Source organism: Bradyrhizobium sp. USDA 3240 (assembly GCF_054063295.1).
Window position 1 is genome coordinate 4145495 of sequence record NZ_JBSSGD010000002.1, and the last position, 19393, is coordinate 4164887.

Genomic DNA, 19393 nt, shown 5'->3' on the forward strand with positions numbered 1-19393 from the left:
CACAGAGGCACGCGAGGCGCGACGTCAGACCAGTTCGTCGGCCGCATCCCCGATCGCGGCGTAGATTTCCTTGAGGTCCGCCTCCGTCACACAGTAAGGCGGCATGACGTAGATCGTATTGCCGAGCGGCCGCAGCAGCAGGTTTCGGTGCGCGAAGAAGGCCTGAAGTCTGGGACCGATGCCTGCGAGATAACCGGCATCGCTTGCCTTCAGGTCAAGCGCGGTGATGGTGCCGGTGCGCCGGACATTCTCGAAGCGTGTGTCGGCGCGCAACGGTGCGATCAGACGCTCCTGCATCGCGGCGAGCGATGTGGCGCGCTCGCCCGCGCCATGTTGCCAGAGTTCGAGGTTTGCCCTTGCCGCGGCGCAGGCGACCGGGTTCGCCGTGTAGGAACTGGAATGGAAGAAGGTTCGCGAACGATCGCTGGAATAATGCGCGTCGTAGATCTCGGCACGGCAGAGCGTCACCGCGAGCGGCAACGATCCGCCGGTGAGACCTTTCGAATAGCAGGCGATATCGGGCGTGACGTCGGCCTGCTCGCACGCGAACAATGTGCCGGTTCGGCCCCATCCGGTCATCACCTCATCGGCAATGAACAAGACATCATGGGCTTCGCAGATCCGCTTCATCTCCTTCAGCACCGAGGGCGGATACATCAGCATTCCGCCCGCGCCGAGGATCAGCGGCTCGACGATGAAGGCAGCCGCGGTTTCCGTCTTGCATGCAGCTTCGAGCGCATCGAGTGTCGCCTGCTCGTAACCTGCGGTCGGAAACGGGATTGATTCGACATCGAACAGCAACCGCTCGTAGGCCTTGTTGAAGACGCCGCGCGCGCCGACCGACATCGTCCCCACGGTGTCGCCGTGGTAGGAGTGCTGCATCACGATGATCCGCGTGCGCGGCACGCCGATATTGTGCCAGTAGCCGAGCGCCATCTTCAGCGCCACTTCCACGCTGGTCGAGCCGGAGTCGGAGAAGAACACATACTCCAGGCCGCGCGGCGCAAGCTTCAGGAGTTGGGCGGCAACCTCTTCGGCCGGATCATGGGTATGGCCGGCAAAGATGATCTGGTTGAGCTGTTCCGCCTGGTTCTGGATCGCGCGCACGATATGCGGATGGCAATGGCCGTGGGTCACGACCCACCAGGATGAGATCGCATCGATGATCCGTCGACCATCCGCGGTGTAGAGATAGGCGCCCTCCCCGCGCACGATCCTGGTCATCCGGTCGTGCAGCGCGTGCTGGGTGAAGGGGTGCCAGATCGGCGATTTCCGAGTTGATGTCATAGGTCGAAATCGTCGCGCCGGAACGAGGCATTGAAAGCCGTTTGCAGCGTGTCTGCGGCGAGCGGAGACAGCCAGGGCAAGCGGCCCAGCCGGCGAACCTGCCCGAGCTCGCAAATCGCCCGCTCGCTCTCGGGATTGTTTTCGCCGATGAAGGCGATCCCGAGAATGTCGATGTTGCGCTTGCGCAGCGCCTCGACCGACAGCAGCGAGTGATTGATGGTGCCCAAGGCGGTGCGGGCGCAGAGCACGATCGGCAGACGCCACCGCTCGAATATGTCGATATAGAGCGTGTCGTCGTTCAGCGGCACCATCAGCCCGCCGGCGCCCTCGATCACCAGCGGCCGGCCGGCGATATCGGGCACGTCGAGCGCGGCAGGATCGATGCGCACGCCGTCGATCGCCGCAGATTGATGCGGCGACGCCGGCGTCCGAAGGCGATAGCGCTCCGGCACGATGCGATCGGCCGCAACACCCGCAAGCCGCGCCACCAGTTGCGCATCGGTCTCTTCCTCAAGACCGGACTGAACCGGCTTCCAGTAGCTCGCACCGAGGAAACCCGCGAGGCCCGCGGAGAAGATCGTCTTTCCGATCCCGGTATCGGTGCCGGTCACCACGATGCGGCTGGTCATTGCGACCAACCCTGCGTCTCCGCGACGAGCGCATCGAGCAGTGCACGCACGTCGTCCTCGTCGACATTAAGGGTCAGCGCAATGCGCAGCCGCGCGGTGCCCGCCGGCACGGTCGGCGGCCTGATGCCTCTGACGTCGAAGCCGCGCGCCTGCAGCGCAGAGGCAAGCCGCATCGCGCGCGCATTGTCGCCGACGATATACGGCACGATCTGCGAACGCGACGGACTGCGCCAGCCGCGCAGATCGAGCTCGCGATGCGTGAATGCGATTAGTTCTGCGAAGCGCTGCTGGCGCTCGGGCTCCTGCCGCAAGATCAAGAGGGCCTCGCGCACGGCGACGGCCACAAGCGGCGACGGCGCGGTGGCGAAGATGAACGGGCGGCAGCGATTGACCATGAAGTCGCGCAGCACGGTGGAAGCCGTGACCAGCGCGCCGGCTGCGCCCAGCGCCTTGCCACAGGTATGAACGATCACGAGATTCTCGCGCCCTTCATAGGGCGCCGTCAGCCCGCGGCCCTGTTGGCCGTAGACGCCGGTGCCGTGCGCTTCGTCCACCATCAGGAACGCGTCGTGCCGTTCGGCGATGGCTATGAGGTCGTCGAGCGGCGCGACGTCGCCGTCCATGCTGTAGACGCTTTCGACCACGATCCAGACCCGGCCCGTTCCGCCCTCGGCACGCCAGCCGCGAATGGTTTCTTCAACCGATCCGGGGTCATTATGCGCACTGAACCGGAATGCAGCCCGGCCGGCCCGCGCGCCTTCGTGGATGCTGGCGTGCACCAGCGAATCGAGCACAAGCAGATCGCCGCGCTGCGGCAGCGTCGTCAGCACGGCGAAGTTGGCGACATAGCCGCCGCCGAAGAACAGCGCGGTCTCGGCGCGGAAGAACGCGGCGGCCTCGGCCTCCAGCCGTTCGTGCTCCTCGCAATTGCCGCGCAACAGCCGCGACCCGCCGGCGCCGACCGGCGTGCCGGCCTCGATCGCGGCCGAGACGGCCCGCTTGATGCGTGGCGCGTTCGCCAGCGCCAGATAGTCGTTCGATACGAAATCGATGCCCGCGCGCGGCTTGAGGCCGCGCAGCCGATCGTCCTTGCTCAGGGCGTGCAAGGCCGCGGCGTAATCAGCGGCCTTGGCCGCCTGGATTGCGCTCATACTTCACTCTCAGGATAGTGGTTGGTCGCGTGCCGAACGACGCCACGCGCGTGCCGGAGACTACGGTCAGGCGAGGCGGGATGTGATGCCGAGCCGATCCAGCAGATCGGCGTCGCGATCCCGCTGCGGGTTCTTGGTGGTCAGCAGCACGTCGCCGATGAAAATCGAATTGGCGCCGGCGAGGAAGCACATCGCCTGCAGCTCATCGGTCATGTATTGCCGTCCGGCCGACAGCCGCACCACGCTGTTCGGCATCATGATCCGCGCCGTCGCGACCAGCCGCACCAGCGCGATCGGATCGGGCCGCTCGGCGGTGTCGTTGACCGGCACGCCCTTGACCTCGTTCCACAGATTGATCGGCACACTCTCCGGATGGCTGGGGAGATTGGCGAGCAGCATCAGCATGCCGAGCCGGTCTTCGACCTGTTCACCCATGCCGATAATACCGCCGCAGCAGACCTTGATGCCGGCGTCACGCACATGCGCAAGCGTATCGACGCGGTCCTGCAAGGTTCGGGTGGTGATGATCTTGTCGTAATACTCCGGCGAGGTATCGACGTTGTGGTTGTAGAAATCGAGCCCGGCATCGGAGAGGCGTCCGGCCTGGTCAGGCGTCAGCATGCCGAGCGTGACGCAGGTTTCCATGCCCAGCCCCTTCACAGCGCTGACCATGTCGCAGACCTGATCGAGATCGCGGTCCTTGGGGCTGCGCCAGGCCGCGGCCATGCAGAAGCGGGTTGCGCCGGCGTCCTTGGCGCGCTGCGCGACCGCGACCACCTCGTCCCGCGGCATCAGGCGGGTGGCCTTCAGGCCGGTGTCGTAATGGGCGCTCTGGGAGCAGTAGCCGCAGTCTTCCGGACAGCCGCCGGTCTTGATGCTGAGCAGGCTCGCGGTTTCGACATGGTTCGGATTGAAGTTGGCGCGGTGGATGCCCTGCGCCTGGAACATCAGGTCCGCGAACGGCAGGTTATAGAGCGCCTCGGCCTCGGCACGCCCCCAGTGCTTGCTTAGCGGTGCGCTGTTGTGGCTTTCGGTCCGTTCGATCTCAACGACATCAACCATCGGGCTTGCCTTCTTGCTTGTGCAGATCATAGATAATTCTGTATATTATCTATGATATTGGACTTAGAATGATGCTAGCCGAGGCCAGACAAGAGCGCACTCCTTTTTATGATAGATGATCTATGAGCAGCGAAGGCGAGAACATGACGACCGCCGGGCGCATTGCCGAGGCGATCGGCGAGCGCATCATCGGCGGCGCATTGCCGCCGGATGCTCCGCTGCGGCAGGACCATGTCGCGCGGGAATTCCATTCCAGCCACGTCCCGGTGCGTGAGGCCTTCAGGCAATTGGAGGCGCAGCATCTCGTCGTTGCGGTGCCCCGTCGTGGGGTGCGGGTTGCTCCGCTCGACACCAAGTCGGTGAAGGAGATCGCCGAGATGCGCGCCGCGCTCGAGGTGGTGGCGTTGCGCAATGCCGCTCCCCGGTACACATCCGCCCATCTGGCACGGATCGAGGTCGCGCTGATCGAAGGCGACAATGCCGAGACGGTTCAGGAATTCGAACTGGCCAATCGCGCCTTCCATTACGCGCTGGTGGCGCCTTGCGCGATGCCGCGGCTGCTCGCCAGCCTCGACGGATTGCAGCTCGCAAATTCACGGTTGGTGTTTGCGATGGCGCGCAACGCCGGCTGGCGACCGCGGCCGAGCCAGGATCATCGCGTGATCCTGCAGGCGCTGCGCGCGCGCAACATTGAGCAGGCCTGCAGCCTGCTCGCGCGGCATATTCAGACCATCGAGCGGCTTGCCCTGCCGGCGGCGTGATTGGAGCAGCGATCCGCTCTACGTTAGTTTTTCTCACACCATGGGCGAGTTCTTGAAGATTGTCCGGCTCGCAACCGAGAGATACGTTCACTCTGAAGGGGAGACACACGGGCAGCATGGCGGACGACATGAAGGTACGAGCGGGCCAGTGCCACTGTGGCGCGGTGCGTTTCGAGGTGATGCTCAGCGACGACTTCAATTCGATTCGCCGCTGCACCTGTTCCTATTGCCGAATGCGCGGCGCCGTCGTTGCCATGGCAGAAATGGGCGGGATCAAGTTCCTGCAAGGTGAGGACGTGTTGACGAGCTACCGCTTCCATACCGGATCAGCACAACACTTCTTCTGCTCTCGCTGCGGAATATACACGCATCATCAACGGCGATCCGACCAGAGCCTCTATGCCGTCAACGTGGCTTGCCTCGACGGAGTAAGCCCGTTCGATTTCCCGGAAGTACCTGTGATGGACGGCGTAAATCACACCAACGACACCGGCAGGCCAACGCGTCGCGCAGGCACACTGCGCTTCATCTCGACCGACTAACGATCACCGTCTGCAACGACCGCGCGACAAGATTGACTTGAACCATCATCGCGCTTGAGTCGTTGGTTGCGCTAGAGCGTCGTCGAGCGAAGTGGATACCGGTTCGCGTGAAGAAAACGCGTCAAGACAAGACTTGAGAGCTTCGGTTCTGATTCGATCAGAACCGAAAATGCTCTAGGCGATCGCGACGATCTCCAGCTCCTGGGCGCCCGAGCCTGCGACGTCGCCCACCGCTTTCCCGATCAGCGATCTCGCCACCGGCGAGACGAAGGAGATCGAGCCTGCCTTGGGATCGGCTTCGTCCTCCCCGACAATGCGGTAGGTCTGTACGCGGCCATCGGCGCGGCTGAACGTCACGGTGCTGCCGAAGGCAACGGTTTCGGTCGAGGCGGGGTCGGGGACGACCTGCGCGGTGCGGAGCCTTTCCGTGAGATAGCGTGTGTCGCGCAACGGCACCGCCGACTGCCGTCGCCGTTCGTTGACGTCGTCCAGCCGCTGCGCGGCCTCGTAGGCCTCGCGCGCCTCCAGGAGCTGGCGCTCCAGTGCTTTCCGTCCTGCCTCGGTCACCAGATTGGGATGCGGCGATATGGGGCGGTCCGGCAACAGCGTTTCGGACGCGGTTTCGGCACTTTCTTCCTTGGTAAAGGCAACGCTCAATCCGGAACTCCATCGATCAAGCGGGCAGTATAGCCCCGCCAGACCCGCGCCGCTAATGCGCGATGGGGTTACGCTGGATCGTCATCGCAGATTAGCTCGTTGTTCACGCATGATCCTTCCGGATCATGCGCTAATGCGACGTCGGCTGTTCCGTCTTGCCGCGACGACCGAAGCGGCTCTTCACACCCTCGCGCCAGCCCTGGAAGGTGACGAACAGCATCGGCACCAGGAAGATGCCGATCGAGCTCGCGGCAAGCATGCCGCCGAACACCGCGGTGCCGACCGCACGGCGGCTGATTTCCGCGGCTCCGGTCGCGACCACCAGCGGAACCAGGCCGAGGATGAAGGCGATCGAGGTCATCATGACCGCGCGGAAGCGCATTTGCGCGCCCATCGTCGCGGCCTCAGCGATCGGCCTACCGGCCTCGCGCTGCTCCTTGGCGAATTCGACGATCAGGATGCCGTTCTTGGCGGCGAGCGCGATCAGCACCACGAGGCCGATCTGCCCGTAGAGATCGAGGTTGAGACCTGCGAGCTTGATGCCGAGATAGGAGCCCAGCACGCCGACCGTGACCGACAGCAGCACCGGAATCGGGATCGTCCAGCTCTCATACAGCGCCACCAGGAACAGATAGGCAAACAGCACCGCGAGCGCGAAGATGATGCCGGTCTGGCCGGAAGCCGCCTGCTCCTGATAGGCGGTGCCGGTCCATTCATAGGAATAGCCGGAAGGCAGCGTCGTCTTGGACAGGTCGGCCATCGTCGCGATCGCGGTGCCCGAGGATACGCCGGCGGCCGGGCTGCCGTTCACCGTAACCGAGCGATAATTGTTGTAGCGGGTGATCACCTGCGGGCCGGTGACGATCCGCAGGCTTGCGATCGAGCGGATCGGCACCATCTCGCCGCCGGTGTTGCGCACATAGATCTGCCAGATGTCGGGGATGTCGCGCCGGTTGGCCGCATCGCCCTGCACGTTGACCTGCCAGGTGCGGCCAAACAGGTTGAAATTGTTGACGTAGATGCCGCCGAGCGTGGCCTGCAGCGCGGTGAACACGTCGGCCATGTTGAGGCCGAGCGCCTGCGCCTTGGTGCGGTCGATATCGAGAAAGACCGACGGGTTGGTCGCGGTGAAGGTCGAGAACACGCGGGCCAGATTTGGATTGCGGTTCGCAGCGCCGATCAACCCGCCCATCACGCTGCTGAGCGATGCCGGATCCTGCCCCTCCAGCGCCTCGAGCTGGTATTCGAAGCCGCCGGAGGTCGAGAGCCCGATGATCGGCGGCAGGTTGAACGGCAGCACCGAGGCTGAACGGATCTGCGATCCCGCGATGAAGGTCTGCCGGATCGCGGCCTGCACCGAGTCGGTGACGGCCTTGCGGTCGGCGAACGCCTTCATGCGCGCCACCATGAATGTCGAATTGGGCTCGCTGGCGCCGTCGAGCAGCGAGAAGCCGATGATCGACAGCACGTGGTCGACCGCCGGGTTCTTCTTCAGGATCGCTTCAACCTGCTTGGTGACCTCGCTGGTGCGCGCCACCGAAGCGCCGTCAGGCAATTGCACGGCGATGAAGAAGGCGCCCTGGTCCTCCTCGGGCAGGAAGCCGGTCGGCGTGATCTTCGACACCCCGAACACTGCGCCGGCAAACACCAGCACCGCAACCAGTGACAACACCGCCACGCGGACCAGCCGCTGCACGATGCCGGCATAGCCGTCGCGGACCCAGTCGATACCGTCGAGCACCCGTCCCATGATGCCGCGGCGCGGTCCGCCGTGACGCAGGAACACGGCGCAGAGCGCCGGCGACAATGTCAGCGCGTTCAGCGCCGAGATCACCATCGCGGCGCTGATCGTCACCGCGAACTGGCGGAACAGCGTACCCGAGATGCCGGGGATGAACGCGATCGGCACGAACACCGAGAGCAGCACCAGCGAGATCGCGATGATCGGCGCCGTGATCTGCGCCATCGCCTTCTTGGTGGCATCCGCCGGCGACAGCTCCGGCTCCTCCTCCATGACGCGTTCGACGTTCTCGACCACGACGATGGCATCGTCGACCACGATGCCGATCGCGAGCACCATCGCCAGCAGCGACACCGTGTTGGCGGAATAGCCGAGCGCCAGCAGCACCGCGAAGGCGCCGATCAGGCTGACCGGAACCGCGACCGCCGGGATCACCGTGGCGCGCAGATTGCCGAGGAACAGGAACACCACGATCACGACGAGCACGAAGGCCTCGCCGAGCGTCTTCATCACTTCCTTGATCGTATCGGAGACGAAGGTCGTGGAGTCGTACTGCACGAGGTAGGTCAGCCCCGGCGGGAACCGCTCCGACAACTTCGCAAGCGTGGCCTGCACGGCCTTGGCCGTGGTCACGGCGTTCGCGCCGGGGGCAAGATAGATACCCATCGGTACGCCGGGATTGCCGTCGATCCGCGACTCCGAGTCCGAGTTCTGCGCGCCGATCTCGACGGTTGCGACGTCCCTGATCCGCAGCACCGAGCCGTCGGGATTGGCCCGCAGCACGATGTCGCCGAACTGCTTGGACGTCGTCAGGCGGCCCTGCGTCTGCACGTTGAACTGGAATTGCTGGTCGTCACTGATCGGGCGCGCGCCGATGCGCCCGACCGGCGCCTGCACGCTTTGGGCGCGGATCGCGGCGATCACGTCCGAAGGCGCCAGATTGAGGCTGGTCAGACGCTGGGTGTCGAACCAGATCCGCATCGAATAATTCAGCTTGGCGAACAGCGAGGCCTGTCCGACGCCGGGCGTGCGCGAGATCGCGTCCAGCACGTTGATGATGGCGTAGTTGGTAATGAACAACGGGTCCTGCTCGCCGCTCTTGCTGTAGAGCACGATGAACTGCAGCACAGCCGAGGATTTCTTCTGCACGGTCAGGCCCTGCGCCTGCACCTCGGTCGGCAATTGCGCGAGCGCGCTCTGCACCCGGTTGTTGACGTTGACGGTGTTGATATCGGGGTCGGTGCCGAGCGCGAACGAGACCGTCAGCGTATAGCTGCCGTCATTGCCGCTGGTCGACTTCATGTAGAGCATCTTGTCGACGCCGACGACCTGCGCTTCCAGCGGCTGGGCGACGCTCGATTCGACGACTTCGGCCGAAGCGCCGGGGAACACGGCCGAGACCGTCACCTGCGGCGGCACGATGTCAGGAAACTGGGCGACCGGGATTTGCATCAGCGCCAGCGCGCCCGCGATCGTGATCACGAACGCGATGACGATCGCAAGCCGCGGACGATCGACGAAGACAGCGGAAATCATGGGTTGTTGCCCGTCGCTTTCGGCGTGCTGCCGGCGCTGCCGTCCGCCGAAACCTTCATGCTAGACTGGATCAGCGCGCTGGCGGGTCCTGGCGCAACCACCTCGCCCGGCCTGACTTTCTGCAATCCCTCGACCACGACCTTGTCGCCAAGCGCGATGCCGCTCGTCACCGCGGCGATCGTCGATGTCGATTGCCCCAGCTGGATCCGCTTTTGCTCGGCCTTGTTGTCCACGCCAACGACATAGACATATTCGCCCTGCTGGTCCGACAGCACCGCCGAGCGCGGGATCGCCAACACCTCGACCGGCTGCACGCCCTCCAGCAGCACGGTCACGAACTCATTGTCGGTCAGTTCGCGGACCGCACCGCCGGCTGCGACCGATGTGTAGGTCGACGGGTTGGGGATGGTACCGCGCAACGAGATGGTGTCGGTGTTCTGAGTGATCGTGTTGTTGACGAAGTTCAGCTCGCCGACCTGATCGTAGAGCCGGCCATCCGTCAGGCGCACCCGGATCACGACGGCCTTGAAGCCGCCGCGCGTCGCATAGCGTTCGCGCAGATCGAGCGCCTCGCGCACCGGTACGGGGAACGTGACATACATCGGGTCCTGGCTGACGATAGTCGTCAGGGTTCCCGAGCTCGGCGTCACGACATTGCCCTCGGTGACGGCGGTGCGTCCGATCCGGCCGTCGATCGGCGAGCGGATCACAGTGTAGTCGAGATTGATCTGGGACAAGTCGACCTGCGCCTGCGCGGCCTGCACCTGCGCCTCGAGGCTCTGCTGGTTGGCGACCGCCGCGTCGACGTTCGATTGCTGGCCGGCCGGTCCGCCCATCAAGGCCTTGGCCCGATCGGTGGTCAGCTTGGCGTTGACCAGCGTCGCCTGCAACTGGGCGACTTGCGCCTTCTTCGATACCAGGTCGGCCTCGAACGGACCGCGCTCGAGTTGATACAAGAGGTCGCCGGCCTTGACCTCGGCGCCCTCGACGAAGTTCCGCTTCTCAAGAAACGCCGTGACGCGCGCCACCACGTTGACACGGTTGTGGGCCTCGATGCGTCCCAGGAATTCACTGGTCTCGGTGACCGGCCGCTTCACCGCCTCGAACACGCCCACGGCAGGAGGTCCGGGCGGCCCCGCCTGAGCATGGGCCGCCGACATCCCGAGTGCCGCCAATCCCGCCGATACCAGAAGCCCTGCCAATCCACCGAGCATTCGTTCCGTACCACTCATGCTGTCCAACCCTTCGGCTACCAACAAGCTCTACGAGACGGATATGACGTCGAGTTCCCTCAGACCGGGAAGGTCAGGATGGGCAAGGTGCATGACAGGAGATCATAACGCGACCAATCCGACAATCCTGTAACCCGATCGCCCCGCTTCGCGGATCCCGGCAACAGGCGCTTCGAGCTATGTATGGTTGAAGTCAGACGTGGCGCCTGTATGACGGCGTCTTGAAAGCGGACGCAACGGCCCGTGCCGCTCACAACGCGATGGCGTTCTTCAAGCGCGACGTCTCTTGATAGGCGGGCGACGCCAGATGGCCGTATAGCCATGGCCTTGCGCGCTTGCCGCTGGCCTCGTGCACGCCGTCGAAGACATCCATGTCGATCAGATCCGGATGAGCCGATGATGCATAGACGGATCGCATCTCCGCGAACTTCTTGTCCCGCCCGAGCTCGCTCGCGTTTGCAGCATCACGGTTGCCGATCTCGACGAACAGCGGACACGGACGGAGCAGATACGCCAGCTCTGCGCCGGTGTATTTGGCGCGGCTGTTGGCGAAATGAATGTAGGCCGCAAGTTCAATGCCGAGATTCTTGCTGATGGCGGACGACATCAGAAACTTCTTCTCGTCACGCATGTATCCGGAGGCGACGGTCGGCCGCATCCGCCCCGTCGCGGCTTCCAGGTGCAGCGCGAGAAAGGCCCCCGAGGACACCCCATAGACGCCGACATTCAGACCGGACGCGCCGGTCAGCTTCCGGCAGACGGTTTCCCCGGCGTCGATCGACGCGCACGACACGTTGTGCGCGGAGACGCCATGGGATGCCAGCATCGCGGCGATGTTGTTCTGGCTCTCCTGATTTCCGATCTGCACGATGTAGGGACACCAGACGACGTAGCCGTCCTGGCAAAGCTGCTTGCCGAGCGCGTTCATGTAGTCCCTGTCGGCATCATCGAAGCACCGCTCCGGCGTGCTCGCCATGCCATGGCCGAGCAGGATCAATCCCTTGAACGCGCTGTCGGGAATCCCGAGACATCCACGCACTGGCACGCCGCATTCCAGATCGAACTCAACCTTCACGACCGAGAATCCATCCGCCGTGCCGCGCCAGAGAATCCGGATCTCGTCGCGCGATGGCCGATACAGCCGCCGCGCACGGAACAACGAATGCATCTCCCTTCGAATGTCCGGGCCGGTGGCGACTGCGCGCAGCTTTCCTCTGGTCGCGATATCGAAGAACGACCGGCAGAACGTATCGTAGCCCAGCGCCGGCAGATCGACATTCGCGCACGATCCCCGGCAATGACTAAGCGTCAGCGTGTTGCCGGTGACCGAGGAGGGGCCGACCAGCGTCATCAACAATCCGGAAAGCGCCCTGCGGCTGATCATCGGCCCTCCCCCGAGCCGGCGATGGCTCGACTGCATATCGCCGCTTAGCAGGCGCGACAAGTCGCGCGGATACAAATTAAAGGATGTTCATGGTCGAAGGATCGCGCACAGCGTTGCAAACGTGTGACGCTGGCGAGCCTCGCGCCGCAGCAATTCATGCCGGATACGTTTCGAGACACTTCGGAAATATGTCTGACTGTCTCGCAGGTTCAATTTCGCCACACACGACGATGATCGTCTGGTGCTGACCGTCGAGGCGGCGGCCGCTCGCACGGCTGCGGCTGCAACCAAGTGCTGGTGTCGGGAGGGCACCGAGGTGTCCTCCCAACAGCTCTGGGCGAGAGCTTCCTGCACGCCTCGCCATTCGACCAATCCACCCGCTCCCAAGCATCCAGGCAACATCCTTCCCAGACTCCGGATCGCGTCACAGCAGTTGTCGGACGCCGAGGTTCCGGTCATCATTCCGCAGGCCTGATTGCCCTGCGAGACCGGGAATGGTTGCCAGTCCTGCCTTCCGAATTCCTGCGCGAGCAGCTCGCGCCGCTCGGCCGCATCACGCTGCGGCGCATGTTCGGCAAGACCGGCGTGTTCTGCGACGGCGTGATGCTCGGGATGGTCACCGACAATACACTCTACGTGCGGGTCGACGATCAGAACCGCGAGACCTTCAAGGAGGCGGCGGCGAGCCCGCCGCTCAACTACGCCAAGCAGGGCGCGACCATCGATCTCGCCTTCTGGCGGGTGCCGGAACGGCTGTTTGATGAGCCCGACGAACTCGTCGTCTGGGCGCAGGCCGCGCTGGCCGCCGCGCGCCGGGTCGCAGCCAAACGAGCACGGCCCTCCGCGCCCGCGCGAAAATCCCGAACGAGCCCGGCGAAACGCCGCAATTCCCCTTGATGCGCGCTGACGCGCACCGGGAAAGCCCGGACTCGTGGCTTGGGCTGAATTGCTCTACGCAATACTTACGCGGTCGAGGGGTTAATCTGTTGGGCAGCAATATTTCCTGGAATGACCGATGGCGAACGACCTGCACGAGCATCTGATTGACCTGGCCTACGAGGCCGCGGTCGTCCCCGAGTTGTGGCCGAACGTGCTGCATCAACTCGGCGGGATCGCGCGGGCGCGCGGTATCGTGCTGCTGACGGCAGCCCCGCACGACGTCCGCTGGATCGCATCCCCCGACATGCACGACGACACGGTTGCCTATGTCGAAGGCGGCTGGCACGAGCGCAACGGGCGGTTGCCGCGCCTTTTGGCGGCCAACCATGCCGGCTTCCTGCGCGACATCGACGTGTTCGACACCCCCGAGGACGTGCAGCAGGATTTCCAGATCCGCGAGTTCTTCCGCCCGCGCGGGCTCGGATGGGGTGCCGGCACCGCGATCCCGGTGCCGAGCGGCGACGTGCTGATCTACAGCGTCGAGCGCGAATACCGGCACGGACCGATCGAGCGGGAAGCGATCGAGCAGCTCGACGCGCTGCGCCCGCATCTGGCGCGGGCGGCGCTGCTGTCGGCGCGGCTCGGGATGGAGCGCGCCAGGGCGGCAACCGAGTCGCTGGCGATGCTCGGACTGCCCGCGGCCGTGCTGCGGCGCGGCGGCCGTCTGATGGCGGCCAACCCGCTGTTCGACCGCCTGGTGCCCGATGTGATGCAGGATCGCACCGATCGCCTGACGCTGGCGGCAGCCACCGCCGACGCGCTGTTCGCACAGGCGGTGGCGGCGCTCGATCAGGGTTTGATCAGCGCCGAGGTCCGCTCGGTGCCGATCGCGGCCCAGGACGATCGCCCGCCGCTGATCGTGCATCTGGTCCCGATCCAGGGCGCAGCGCGCGACCTCTTCGACCGCGCGCTGGCGATCGTGATCGTGACGCCGGTGGTGCCGGCAGAAGTGCCGACCGCGGAAGTGCTGCAAGGCCTGTTCGACCTGACGCCGGCCGAGGCCCGCGTCGCGCGCGGCATCGGCGAAGGACGCACCGTCGAGGCCATCGCCGGTGCATTCGGCATCTCCCGCGAAACGGTGCGCAACCAGCTCAAGGCCGTGCTGGCGAAGACCGGGCTCGGCCGACAGGTTGAATTGGCCGGACTGCTCGCCGGCGCCAAGGTGCCGCCGGGTCCGTCTGCGGACTGAGACTCAGGCCACGTTCAGACGAGCCTGGAAGAAACCGGCAGCACGGTTAACTGCATCGGCGGTCATTGGATCGTTGTCCGCGAAGTCGAGGCCATGCGCCTTGCCTGGATAGAGAGCGCGCAGCCATCCGCCGGGCCGCGCCCTCGGGGGCAACGCTAAGGATCGCATGTTCAAACGGCGCGGGTTACGCTAGTGATAGCTCCCCCTCCTCCCACCGTGCGCCCACCCGGCGTACGTCCAGTCAATGAGTGTATCTGAATGGCCGAAGCCGACCTCGACGCCGTCATCCGGCAAACCGCAAGAGCGCAGACCAAGGCCGTGATGGCGGCTGCCAAGAAGCGCCAGGCCGTCTGGGTCGCGCGCGCCGCCAAGGCCAAGGACAAGGAGACCAAGGCGCGCTTCCGGTTCCTGGCCAAGAGCACGATCCTGAACGCGACCGCGACCGCCAAGCGGTTGCAGAATTCGGCGGAGAACGCCGCCGACGCCTATGCCCGCGCCATGAAGAAGGCGATGGAAGAGCCGCCGCCGGCCAAGAAGCCTGCGAAGAAGAAAGAGGACGCTTAGCTAAGGAGCACGCATGCTCACCGTTCACCATCTCGGCAAGTCGCAATCGGAGCGGATCGTCTGGCTGTGTGAGGAGCTTGCGATCCCGTACGAGCTGAAGTGCACCACGCGCGATCCGGTCACGATGCTCGCGCCGGCCGACTACAAGGCGCTGCACCCGATCGGCGCCGCGCCCGTCATCACCGACGGCGCGCTGGTGCTGGCCGAATCCGGCGCGGTCGTCGAATACATCGTCGCCAAATATGGTAATGGACGGCTGACGCTGCCATCAGACCATCCCGACTTCGCGCACTTCCTGTACTGGTTTCACTTCGCCAACGGCACGCTGCAGGCGCAGATGGGCCGCAGCATGATCCTGAACCGCCTCAACCTCGCGGCCGACAATCCGGTGCTGGTCGCGACCCGGGCGCGGGTCGACCGCTCGTTCGACCTGATCGAGGCACGGGCGCGCGACGCCACATATCTTGCGGGCGAGGTGTTCACGACGGCCGATATCATGATCGGCTTCTCGCTGACGACAATGCGCTATTTCCTGCCCTACGACCTCGGCCAGCGCCCCAACATCAGGAATTATCTCGACCGCATCGCCGCGCGGCCGGCCTATCAGCGCGCGATGCAGAAGGGCGATCCGGGCATGGCGCTGCTGCTGACGTGAGATCGTGATGCCGCGTTACGTCGCCTTGCTGCGCGCGGTCAATGTCGGCGGCACCGGTAAGCTGCCGATGACCGAGTTGACGGCGATGTGCCTCGACGCGGGATTTGCCGACGTGCAGACCTATATCGCCAGCGGCAATGTCGTGTTCTCCTCGAAGCTCGGCCCAGCGAAGGTCAAGGCCGCGCTGGAGCAGCGGCTGCACGCCTTTACCGGCAAGCCGGTCGGCGTCGCGGTCCGGAGCGCGGACGAGATTGCCGCGGTGCTGAGGGCCAATCCGTTTCCGAAAGCGCCGCCGAACACGACGGTCGCGATCTTCCTCGACGAGCCGCCGCCCAAGGATGCCCTGAAGGACGTCAAAGGCCAGCAGGACGAGCAGATGCGGCTCGGCACGCGCGAGATCTATGTCGCCTATGGCAGCGGCATGGGCCGCTCGAAGCTGAAGATCCCCGCCGCGGCCAACGGCACCGCGCGGAATATCAACACGATCGCGAAGCTCGCCGAGCTGGCGGCGGGGGATGATTAGAGAGAACTCGTCCAGACATCTCTGAACCGTCATCCTTGTAAGTCTCGAATCGCCGGATCGGATAGAGTGCCCGGTGCGGTAGCGGACGGGAGACCGCTTCATCCCAGGGCTTTGAAGCCCGTGCCTCAGCGCGGCGCCCCGTCCGTTGTTCCATTGAACCCGAACAGTCGCGAGGGCCGCCTGGCGAGCCCGGTTGCGCAAGGAGGGGTGCAGATGGACGCGATCTACGTTGGCATTGATGTGTCGAAGGACCGGCTGGACGTACATGTGCGTCCGAGCGGGGAAGCCTTTGCCGTGGCGCGTGACGGCAAAGGCTTGGAAGAGCTCGTTGCGCGCTTGCAGGTGATCTCGCCGGCGCTGATTGCGGTGGAGGCAACCGGCGGCTTCGAGACCATCGTCGCTGCTGCGCTGGCCGGCGCTCAGCTGCCGCTGGTGGTGGTCAATCCGGCCCAGATCCGGCACTTCGCGCAGGCGGTTGGTCAGCGTGCCAAGACGGACCCGATCGATGCGGCAGTGATCGCGCGGTTTGTCGAGGCCGTAAAGCCGGAGCCACGTGCCATGCCGGATCAGGAAGCCCGGCTGCTGGCTGAACTGGTCAGTCGCCGACGGCAGATCATCGAGATGATCGTTGCCGAGCGTCAGCGCGAGAAGCGGGCCGAGAATGTCCGCGTCCGCAAGAGCCTTGCCCGCCATATCAAGGTCCTCGAGAAGGAGCTGCCGGAGATCGACAACGACATCGACACGCTGGTGCGCGGCTCGCCAGTCTGGCGCGCTAAGGAGGAACTGCTGGTCAGCTTTCCTGGCGTGAGCAACACCCTCGCGCGGACCTTCCTTGCCGAGGTGCCGGAGCTCGGCGCACTCAATCGGCGCCAGATCGCGAGCCTCGCCGGTCTTGCCCCGTTCACCCGCCAGTCGGGCCGCTGGAAGGGCAAGAGCATGATCGGCGGCGGAAGAGCCAAGCTGCGCGCCGGGCTCTACATGGCCGCTCTGTCGGCCAGCCGATACCATCCGCAGCTCAAGGTCTTCTATCGGCGCCTGGTGACCGCTGGAAAGCCCAAGATGGTCGCCCTCATCGCCGTCGCGCGCAAAGTTCTCACCACCCTCAACGCCATGCTCAGGGACCAAAAACCATGGCAACCCGCTTGACGAAGAACACAGTCGCTGAGGAGCGCGGAACGCGCGTCTCGAAGGATGCACGGCCCGGCTCGTGGCCGATTCATCCTTCGAGACGCCGCTTCGCGGCTCCTCAGGATGACGGTTCAGGTACGGATCACGCTGCTACCTCTCGTGCACGACGAATCCTTCGACGCCGAGCCTCGCCAGCACCTCTTCCAGATGCGCGCGGTCGCGGGTTTCGATCACGAGTTCGAGCAGCGTCGCCTTCGCCGGCAGGTCGGAGAAGGTGCGCTGATGCGAGACCTCGATGATGTTGGCGCCGGCATCGGCAAGCAGGATCGACACCGCCGCGAGCTGGCCGGGCCGGTCGACGATGTCGAGCGCCAGTTGCGTCAGCCGCCCCTCGCGCGCCAGCTCGCGGGTCAGCACCGAAGCGATCAGCCTGGTGTCGATATTGCCGCCGGTCAGCACGAGGCCGACATTGCGGCCGGCAAAGCGCCCGGGTGCCGCGAGCACCGCGGCGAGGCCGGCGGCGCCGGCGCCCTCGACCACCGTCTTCTCGATCGAGATCAGGGTCGCGACCGCGCGCTCGATCTGGTCCTCGCTGACCAGGACGATGTCGTCGACGAGTTCGCGAACGATTTTGGTGGTGATCTGCCCGGGCGCCTTGACGGCGATGCCCTCGGCAAGCGTATCGCCGCGCATCGGCAGCTGCGCGCCTTTGACGGCATTGTACATCGACGGATAGAGCTGGGCCTGCACGCCGATCACCTGCACCGACGGCTTGATCGCCTTAGCGGCCGTGGCGATGCCCGAGATCAGCCCGCCGCCACCGATCGGCACGACCAGGATATCGAGCTCCGGCACCGCCGCGAGCATTTCGAGCCCGATCGTGCCTTGTCCGGCAATGATCAGCGGATCGTCATAGGGATGGACCAGGATCAGGCCGCGCTCTGAGGCATGCGTGCTGACGAACGCGAAGCATTCTTCCAGCGTCTGCCCGGTGATGATGACCTCGGCGCCGTGCCGCCTGGTGTTCTCGATCTTCACCATCGGCGTGCCCACCGGCATCACGATGGTGGCGGGGATACCGAGCCGCTTGGCGTGATAGGCCACGCCCTGGGCGTGATTGCCGGCCGACATCGCGATCACCCCGCGCTTGCGCTCCTCGGGGGAAAGCGCCTGCAACCGGTTCAGCGCACCTCGCTCCTTGAAGGTCGAGGTGAACTGCAGGTTCTCGAATTTGAGGAACAGGCGGCAGCCGCAAATCTCGCCCAGCGTACGGCTCTCGTTGCACGCCGTAACCATGACCGAATCCCGGATCACGTCGGCGGCACGGCGCACATCGGCAAGAGTTACGTCAGCAAGGGTAACGGCGGGTGTATTGGAAGGATGCGGCATCGGGTTTCGCTTGGGTCCGTTTCGTCAGACGGAACCTAGCGTGTTTCGGCGCCGAAAACGACCGCGCTATCGCTCGGTCAATACCTCTTCCTCCGGCTCGGCCGGCCGGGCCAGCTCGGTCTCATCGCATTTGGGGCAAACCAGCGCGGTCCGGAAATGCTTGTCGAGCACAATAGTGCGCGTCCTGCCGCATTGGCAGCGCATCGGCTTATCCATGGAAGATCGGCCCGGGTTCGAGATGCAGGGAAAGCTGCGCTTAGCTATTCCGGTCCGGTTAACCCAATATGACGTGCGGCCGGAAAAATCAGAAGAAGCCCGCGCTGAGATCGAGGCCATAGCTCGCCCTGAGCACCGCGACGAACAAGATCGCAAAGGCGAACAGCAGGACATGCCGGGCGATATTGCTCCGAAGCGAATTGGCCGGAAACACGCGTGCGATCGATTGAGCCAAAGCAGTCATTTGCGACCTCCAGAGCCACGTCCCGAAGTTAGGTCGCGCGCAGGGCCATGAGGTTCAACGCGGCTCGCGGAACGGCCGGCGGCGCACCGATGCACTCGGCTCCGGGTCACGCTGCGGCCGCGCCTTGTTCCTGAAGCGGTGGCCGACCACGATCAGCTTGCCTTCTTCGCGGATCGCAGACTCGGCCAATGGCGCAGGCGGCAGATTGTCTTGTGTGACGGCCTCCAGCGTACACAGGAACTCACGACCGGCCGCTGTGATCTCCCAGCCTTCGACGTCACGCAGCACATAGCCATTGCTAAAGATGTCGAGTTCGGGAACCCGCGACGCCAGGCGCTTGATCCGCGCATGCCAATCGTCGCCGCTCGACGAGAGGATAGCGAGGTCATGCTTGAGTGAATCGAGCGTGGCCCTGCCGCTCACGTGACTGGCCAATATTTTTAGAATCGCAACCTGTATGCTCAACTCAAAGCCTCGACCGCCACGGTTCTTTTTGTTCTGCGCAGCCGATCTGGAAATTATCGCGCTGATGACTCAGGCGTCCAGTCATCAGCGCCAGTTATC

19 protein-coding genes are annotated in these 19393 nt (G+C 64.7%); 8 read left to right on the top strand and 11 right to left on the bottom strand.

Annotation, left to right across the window (positions count from 1 at the left end; translation table 11 throughout):
• Positions 1-24: 24 nt before the first annotated feature.
• From ACVIGA_RS20255 to bioB, 4 genes are all read right to left on the bottom strand, one after another.
• Complete coding sequence (locus tag ACVIGA_RS20255) at positions 25-1287, bottom strand: adenosylmethionine--8-amino-7-oxononanoate transaminase (RefSeq protein ID WP_456667720.1); 1263 nt, start codon at positions 1285-1287, stop codon at positions 25-27.
• Positions 1284-1916, bottom strand: coding sequence for a dethiobiotin synthase (bioD, locus tag ACVIGA_RS20260; RefSeq protein ID WP_456667721.1), 633 nt, complete (start codon positions 1914-1916; stop codon positions 1284-1286). Before bioD ends, ACVIGA_RS20255 begins: the two co-directional genes overlap by 4 nt.
• Positions 1913-3067, bottom strand: coding sequence for an 8-amino-7-oxononanoate synthase (locus tag ACVIGA_RS20265; RefSeq protein WP_456667722.1), 1155 nt, complete (start codon positions 3065-3067; stop codon positions 1913-1915). Before ACVIGA_RS20265 ends, bioD begins: the two co-directional genes overlap by 4 nt.
• A 66-nt stretch (positions 3068-3133) precedes the next feature.
• The gene (bioB, locus tag ACVIGA_RS20270) at positions 3134-4129 is read right to left on the bottom strand and encodes a biotin synthase BioB (protein WP_456667723.1); all 996 of its coding nucleotides are present in this window, start codon (positions 4127-4129) and stop codon (positions 3134-3136) included.
• Positions 4130-4251: 122 nt separating this feature from the next.
• Between bioB and ACVIGA_RS20275 the strand changes: the two genes are divergently transcribed.
• Together ACVIGA_RS20275 and ACVIGA_RS20280 are read left to right on the top strand one after the other, a co-directional pair.
• Positions 4252-4890 carry a GntR family transcriptional regulator gene (locus ACVIGA_RS20275; protein ID WP_375777672.1) on the top strand — a complete coding sequence of 213 codons (639 nt, stop codon included), beginning with the start codon at positions 4252-4254 and terminating at the stop codon, positions 4888-4890.
• Between the two features lie 116 nt (positions 4891-5006).
• Complete coding sequence (locus ACVIGA_RS20280) at positions 5007-5432, top strand: GFA family protein (protein ID WP_456667724.1); 426 nt, start codon at positions 5007-5009, stop codon at positions 5430-5432.
• Between the two features lie 174 nt (positions 5433-5606).
• On the opposite strand, the gene greA is transcribed toward ACVIGA_RS20280, so the two are convergent.
• From greA to ACVIGA_RS20300, 4 genes are all read right to left on the bottom strand, one after another.
• Positions 5607-6089 (bottom strand): transcription elongation factor GreA, encoded by a 483-nt coding sequence (greA, locus tag ACVIGA_RS20285; protein WP_456667725.1) that lies wholly within the window; start codon positions 6087-6089, stop codon positions 5607-5609.
• A 130-nt stretch (positions 6090-6219) separates the two neighbouring features.
• Positions 6220-9366 carry an efflux RND transporter permease subunit gene (locus ACVIGA_RS20290; RefSeq protein WP_456667726.1) on the bottom strand — a complete coding sequence of 1049 codons (3147 nt, stop codon included), beginning with the start codon at positions 9364-9366 and terminating at the stop codon, positions 6220-6222.
• Positions 9363-10598 (bottom strand): efflux RND transporter periplasmic adaptor subunit, encoded by a 1236-nt coding sequence (locus tag ACVIGA_RS20295; RefSeq protein ID WP_456667727.1) that lies wholly within the window; start codon positions 10596-10598, stop codon positions 9363-9365. Before ACVIGA_RS20295 ends, ACVIGA_RS20290 begins: the two co-directional genes overlap by 4 nt.
• Positions 10599-10848: 250 nt before the next feature.
• Complete coding sequence (locus ACVIGA_RS20300; protein WP_456667728.1) at positions 10849-11982, bottom strand: hypothetical protein; 1134 nt, start codon at positions 11980-11982, stop codon at positions 10849-10851.
• A gap of 498 nt (positions 11983-12480) precedes the next feature.
• Between ACVIGA_RS20300 and ACVIGA_RS20305 the strand changes: the two genes are divergently transcribed.
• From ACVIGA_RS20305 to ACVIGA_RS20330, 6 genes are all read left to right on the top strand, one after another.
• Positions 12481-12879 carry a TfoX/Sxy family protein gene (locus ACVIGA_RS20305; protein ID WP_456667729.1) on the top strand — a complete coding sequence of 133 codons (399 nt, stop codon included), beginning with the start codon at positions 12481-12483 and terminating at the stop codon, positions 12877-12879.
• 118 nt (positions 12880-12997) lie between these two features.
• Positions 12998-14110: a helix-turn-helix transcriptional regulator gene (locus ACVIGA_RS20310; protein WP_456667730.1), complete on the top strand. Its 1113-nt coding sequence runs from the start codon at positions 12998-13000 to the stop codon at positions 14108-14110.
• Between the two features lie 258 nt (positions 14111-14368).
• The gene (locus ACVIGA_RS20315; RefSeq protein WP_223971777.1) at positions 14369-14674 is read left to right on the top strand and encodes a hypothetical protein; all 306 of its coding nucleotides are present in this window, start codon (positions 14369-14371) and stop codon (positions 14672-14674) included.
• 13 nt (positions 14675-14687) lie between these two features.
• Positions 14688-15329 (top strand): glutathione S-transferase family protein, encoded by a 642-nt coding sequence (locus ACVIGA_RS20320; RefSeq protein ID WP_456667731.1) that lies wholly within the window; start codon positions 14688-14690, stop codon positions 15327-15329.
• A 7-nt stretch (positions 15330-15336) separates the two neighbouring features.
• Complete coding sequence (locus ACVIGA_RS20325; protein ID WP_456667732.1) at positions 15337-15852, top strand: DUF1697 domain-containing protein; 516 nt, start codon at positions 15337-15339, stop codon at positions 15850-15852.
• Between the two features lie 213 nt (positions 15853-16065).
• Positions 16066-16998: an IS110 family RNA-guided transposase gene (locus ACVIGA_RS20330; RefSeq protein WP_375777642.1), complete on the top strand. Its 933-nt coding sequence runs from the start codon at positions 16066-16068 to the stop codon at positions 16996-16998.
• A gap of 132 nt (positions 16999-17130) precedes the next feature.
• Here the strand turns inward: ACVIGA_RS20330 and ACVIGA_RS20335 are convergent, their stop codons facing one another.
• From ACVIGA_RS20335 to ACVIGA_RS20345, 3 genes are all read right to left on the bottom strand, one after another.
• On the bottom strand, positions 17131-18369 hold the full coding sequence (locus ACVIGA_RS20335; protein ID WP_456667733.1) for a threonine ammonia-lyase: 1239 nt from the start codon (positions 18367-18369) through the stop codon (positions 17131-17133).
• Between the two features lie 304 nt (positions 18370-18673).
• Positions 18674-18829, bottom strand: a complete 156-nt coding sequence (locus tag ACVIGA_RS20340; protein WP_223971763.1) for a response regulator — start codon at positions 18827-18829, stop codon at positions 18674-18676.
• A 54-nt stretch (positions 18830-18883) separates the two neighbouring features.
• On the bottom strand, positions 18884-19252 hold the full coding sequence (locus ACVIGA_RS20345; protein WP_456667734.1) for an aminoacyl-tRNA deacylase: 369 nt from the start codon (positions 19250-19252) through the stop codon (positions 18884-18886).
• Positions 19253-19393 lie beyond the last annotated feature (141 nt).

What these genes read in the sequence shown, in the direction of transcription:
- ACVIGA_RS20320 (WP_456667731.1), top strand. Translation starts at nt 14,688, where the DNA reads ATGCTCACCGTTCACCATCTCGGCAAGTCGCAATCGGAGCGGATCGTC.
- ACVIGA_RS20275 (WP_375777672.1), top strand. Translation starts at nt 4,252, where the DNA reads ATGAGCAGCGAAGGCGAGAACATGACGACCGCCGGGCGCATTGCCGAG.
- ACVIGA_RS20325 (WP_456667732.1), top strand. Translation starts at nt 15,337, where the DNA reads ATGCCGCGTTACGTCGCCTTGCTGCGCGCGGTCAATGTCGGCGGCACC.
- ACVIGA_RS20330 (WP_375777642.1), top strand. Translation starts at nt 16,066, where the DNA reads ATGGACGCGATCTACGTTGGCATTGATGTGTCGAAGGACCGGCTGGAC.
- ACVIGA_RS20335 (WP_456667733.1), bottom strand. Translation starts at nt 18,369, where the DNA reads ATGCCGCATCCTTCCAATACACCCGCCGTTACCCTTGCTGACGTAACT.
- ACVIGA_RS20310 (WP_456667730.1), top strand. Translation starts at nt 12,998, where the DNA reads ATGGCGAACGACCTGCACGAGCATCTGATTGACCTGGCCTACGAGGCC.
- ACVIGA_RS20280 (WP_456667724.1), top strand. Translation starts at nt 5,007, where the DNA reads ATGGCGGACGACATGAAGGTACGAGCGGGCCAGTGCCACTGTGGCGCG.
- ACVIGA_RS20340 (WP_223971763.1), bottom strand. Translation starts at nt 18,829, where the DNA reads ATGACTGCTTTGGCTCAATCGATCGCACGCGTGTTTCCGGCCAATTCG.
- ACVIGA_RS20265 (WP_456667722.1), bottom strand. Translation starts at nt 3,067, where the DNA reads ATGAGCGCAATCCAGGCGGCCAAGGCCGCTGATTACGCCGCGGCCTTG.
- bioB (WP_456667723.1), bottom strand. Translation starts at nt 4,129, where the DNA reads ATGGTTGATGTCGTTGAGATCGAACGGACCGAAAGCCACAACAGCGCA.
- bioD (WP_456667721.1), bottom strand. Translation starts at nt 1,916, where the DNA reads ATGACCAGCCGCATCGTGGTGACCGGCACCGATACCGGGATCGGAAAG.
- ACVIGA_RS20255 (WP_456667720.1), bottom strand. Translation starts at nt 1,287, where the DNA reads ATGACATCAACTCGGAAATCGCCGATCTGGCACCCCTTCACCCAGCAC.
- ACVIGA_RS20315 (WP_223971777.1), top strand. Translation starts at nt 14,369, where the DNA reads ATGGCCGAAGCCGACCTCGACGCCGTCATCCGGCAAACCGCAAGAGCG.
- ACVIGA_RS20295 (WP_456667727.1), bottom strand. Translation starts at nt 10,598, where the DNA reads ATGAGTGGTACGGAACGAATGCTCGGTGGATTGGCAGGGCTTCTGGTA.
- ACVIGA_RS20290 (WP_456667726.1), bottom strand. Translation starts at nt 9,366, where the DNA reads ATGATTTCCGCTGTCTTCGTCGATCGTCCGCGGCTTGCGATCGTCATC.
- ACVIGA_RS20300 (WP_456667728.1), bottom strand. Translation starts at nt 11,982, where the DNA reads ATGATCAGCCGCAGGGCGCTTTCCGGATTGTTGATGACGCTGGTCGGC.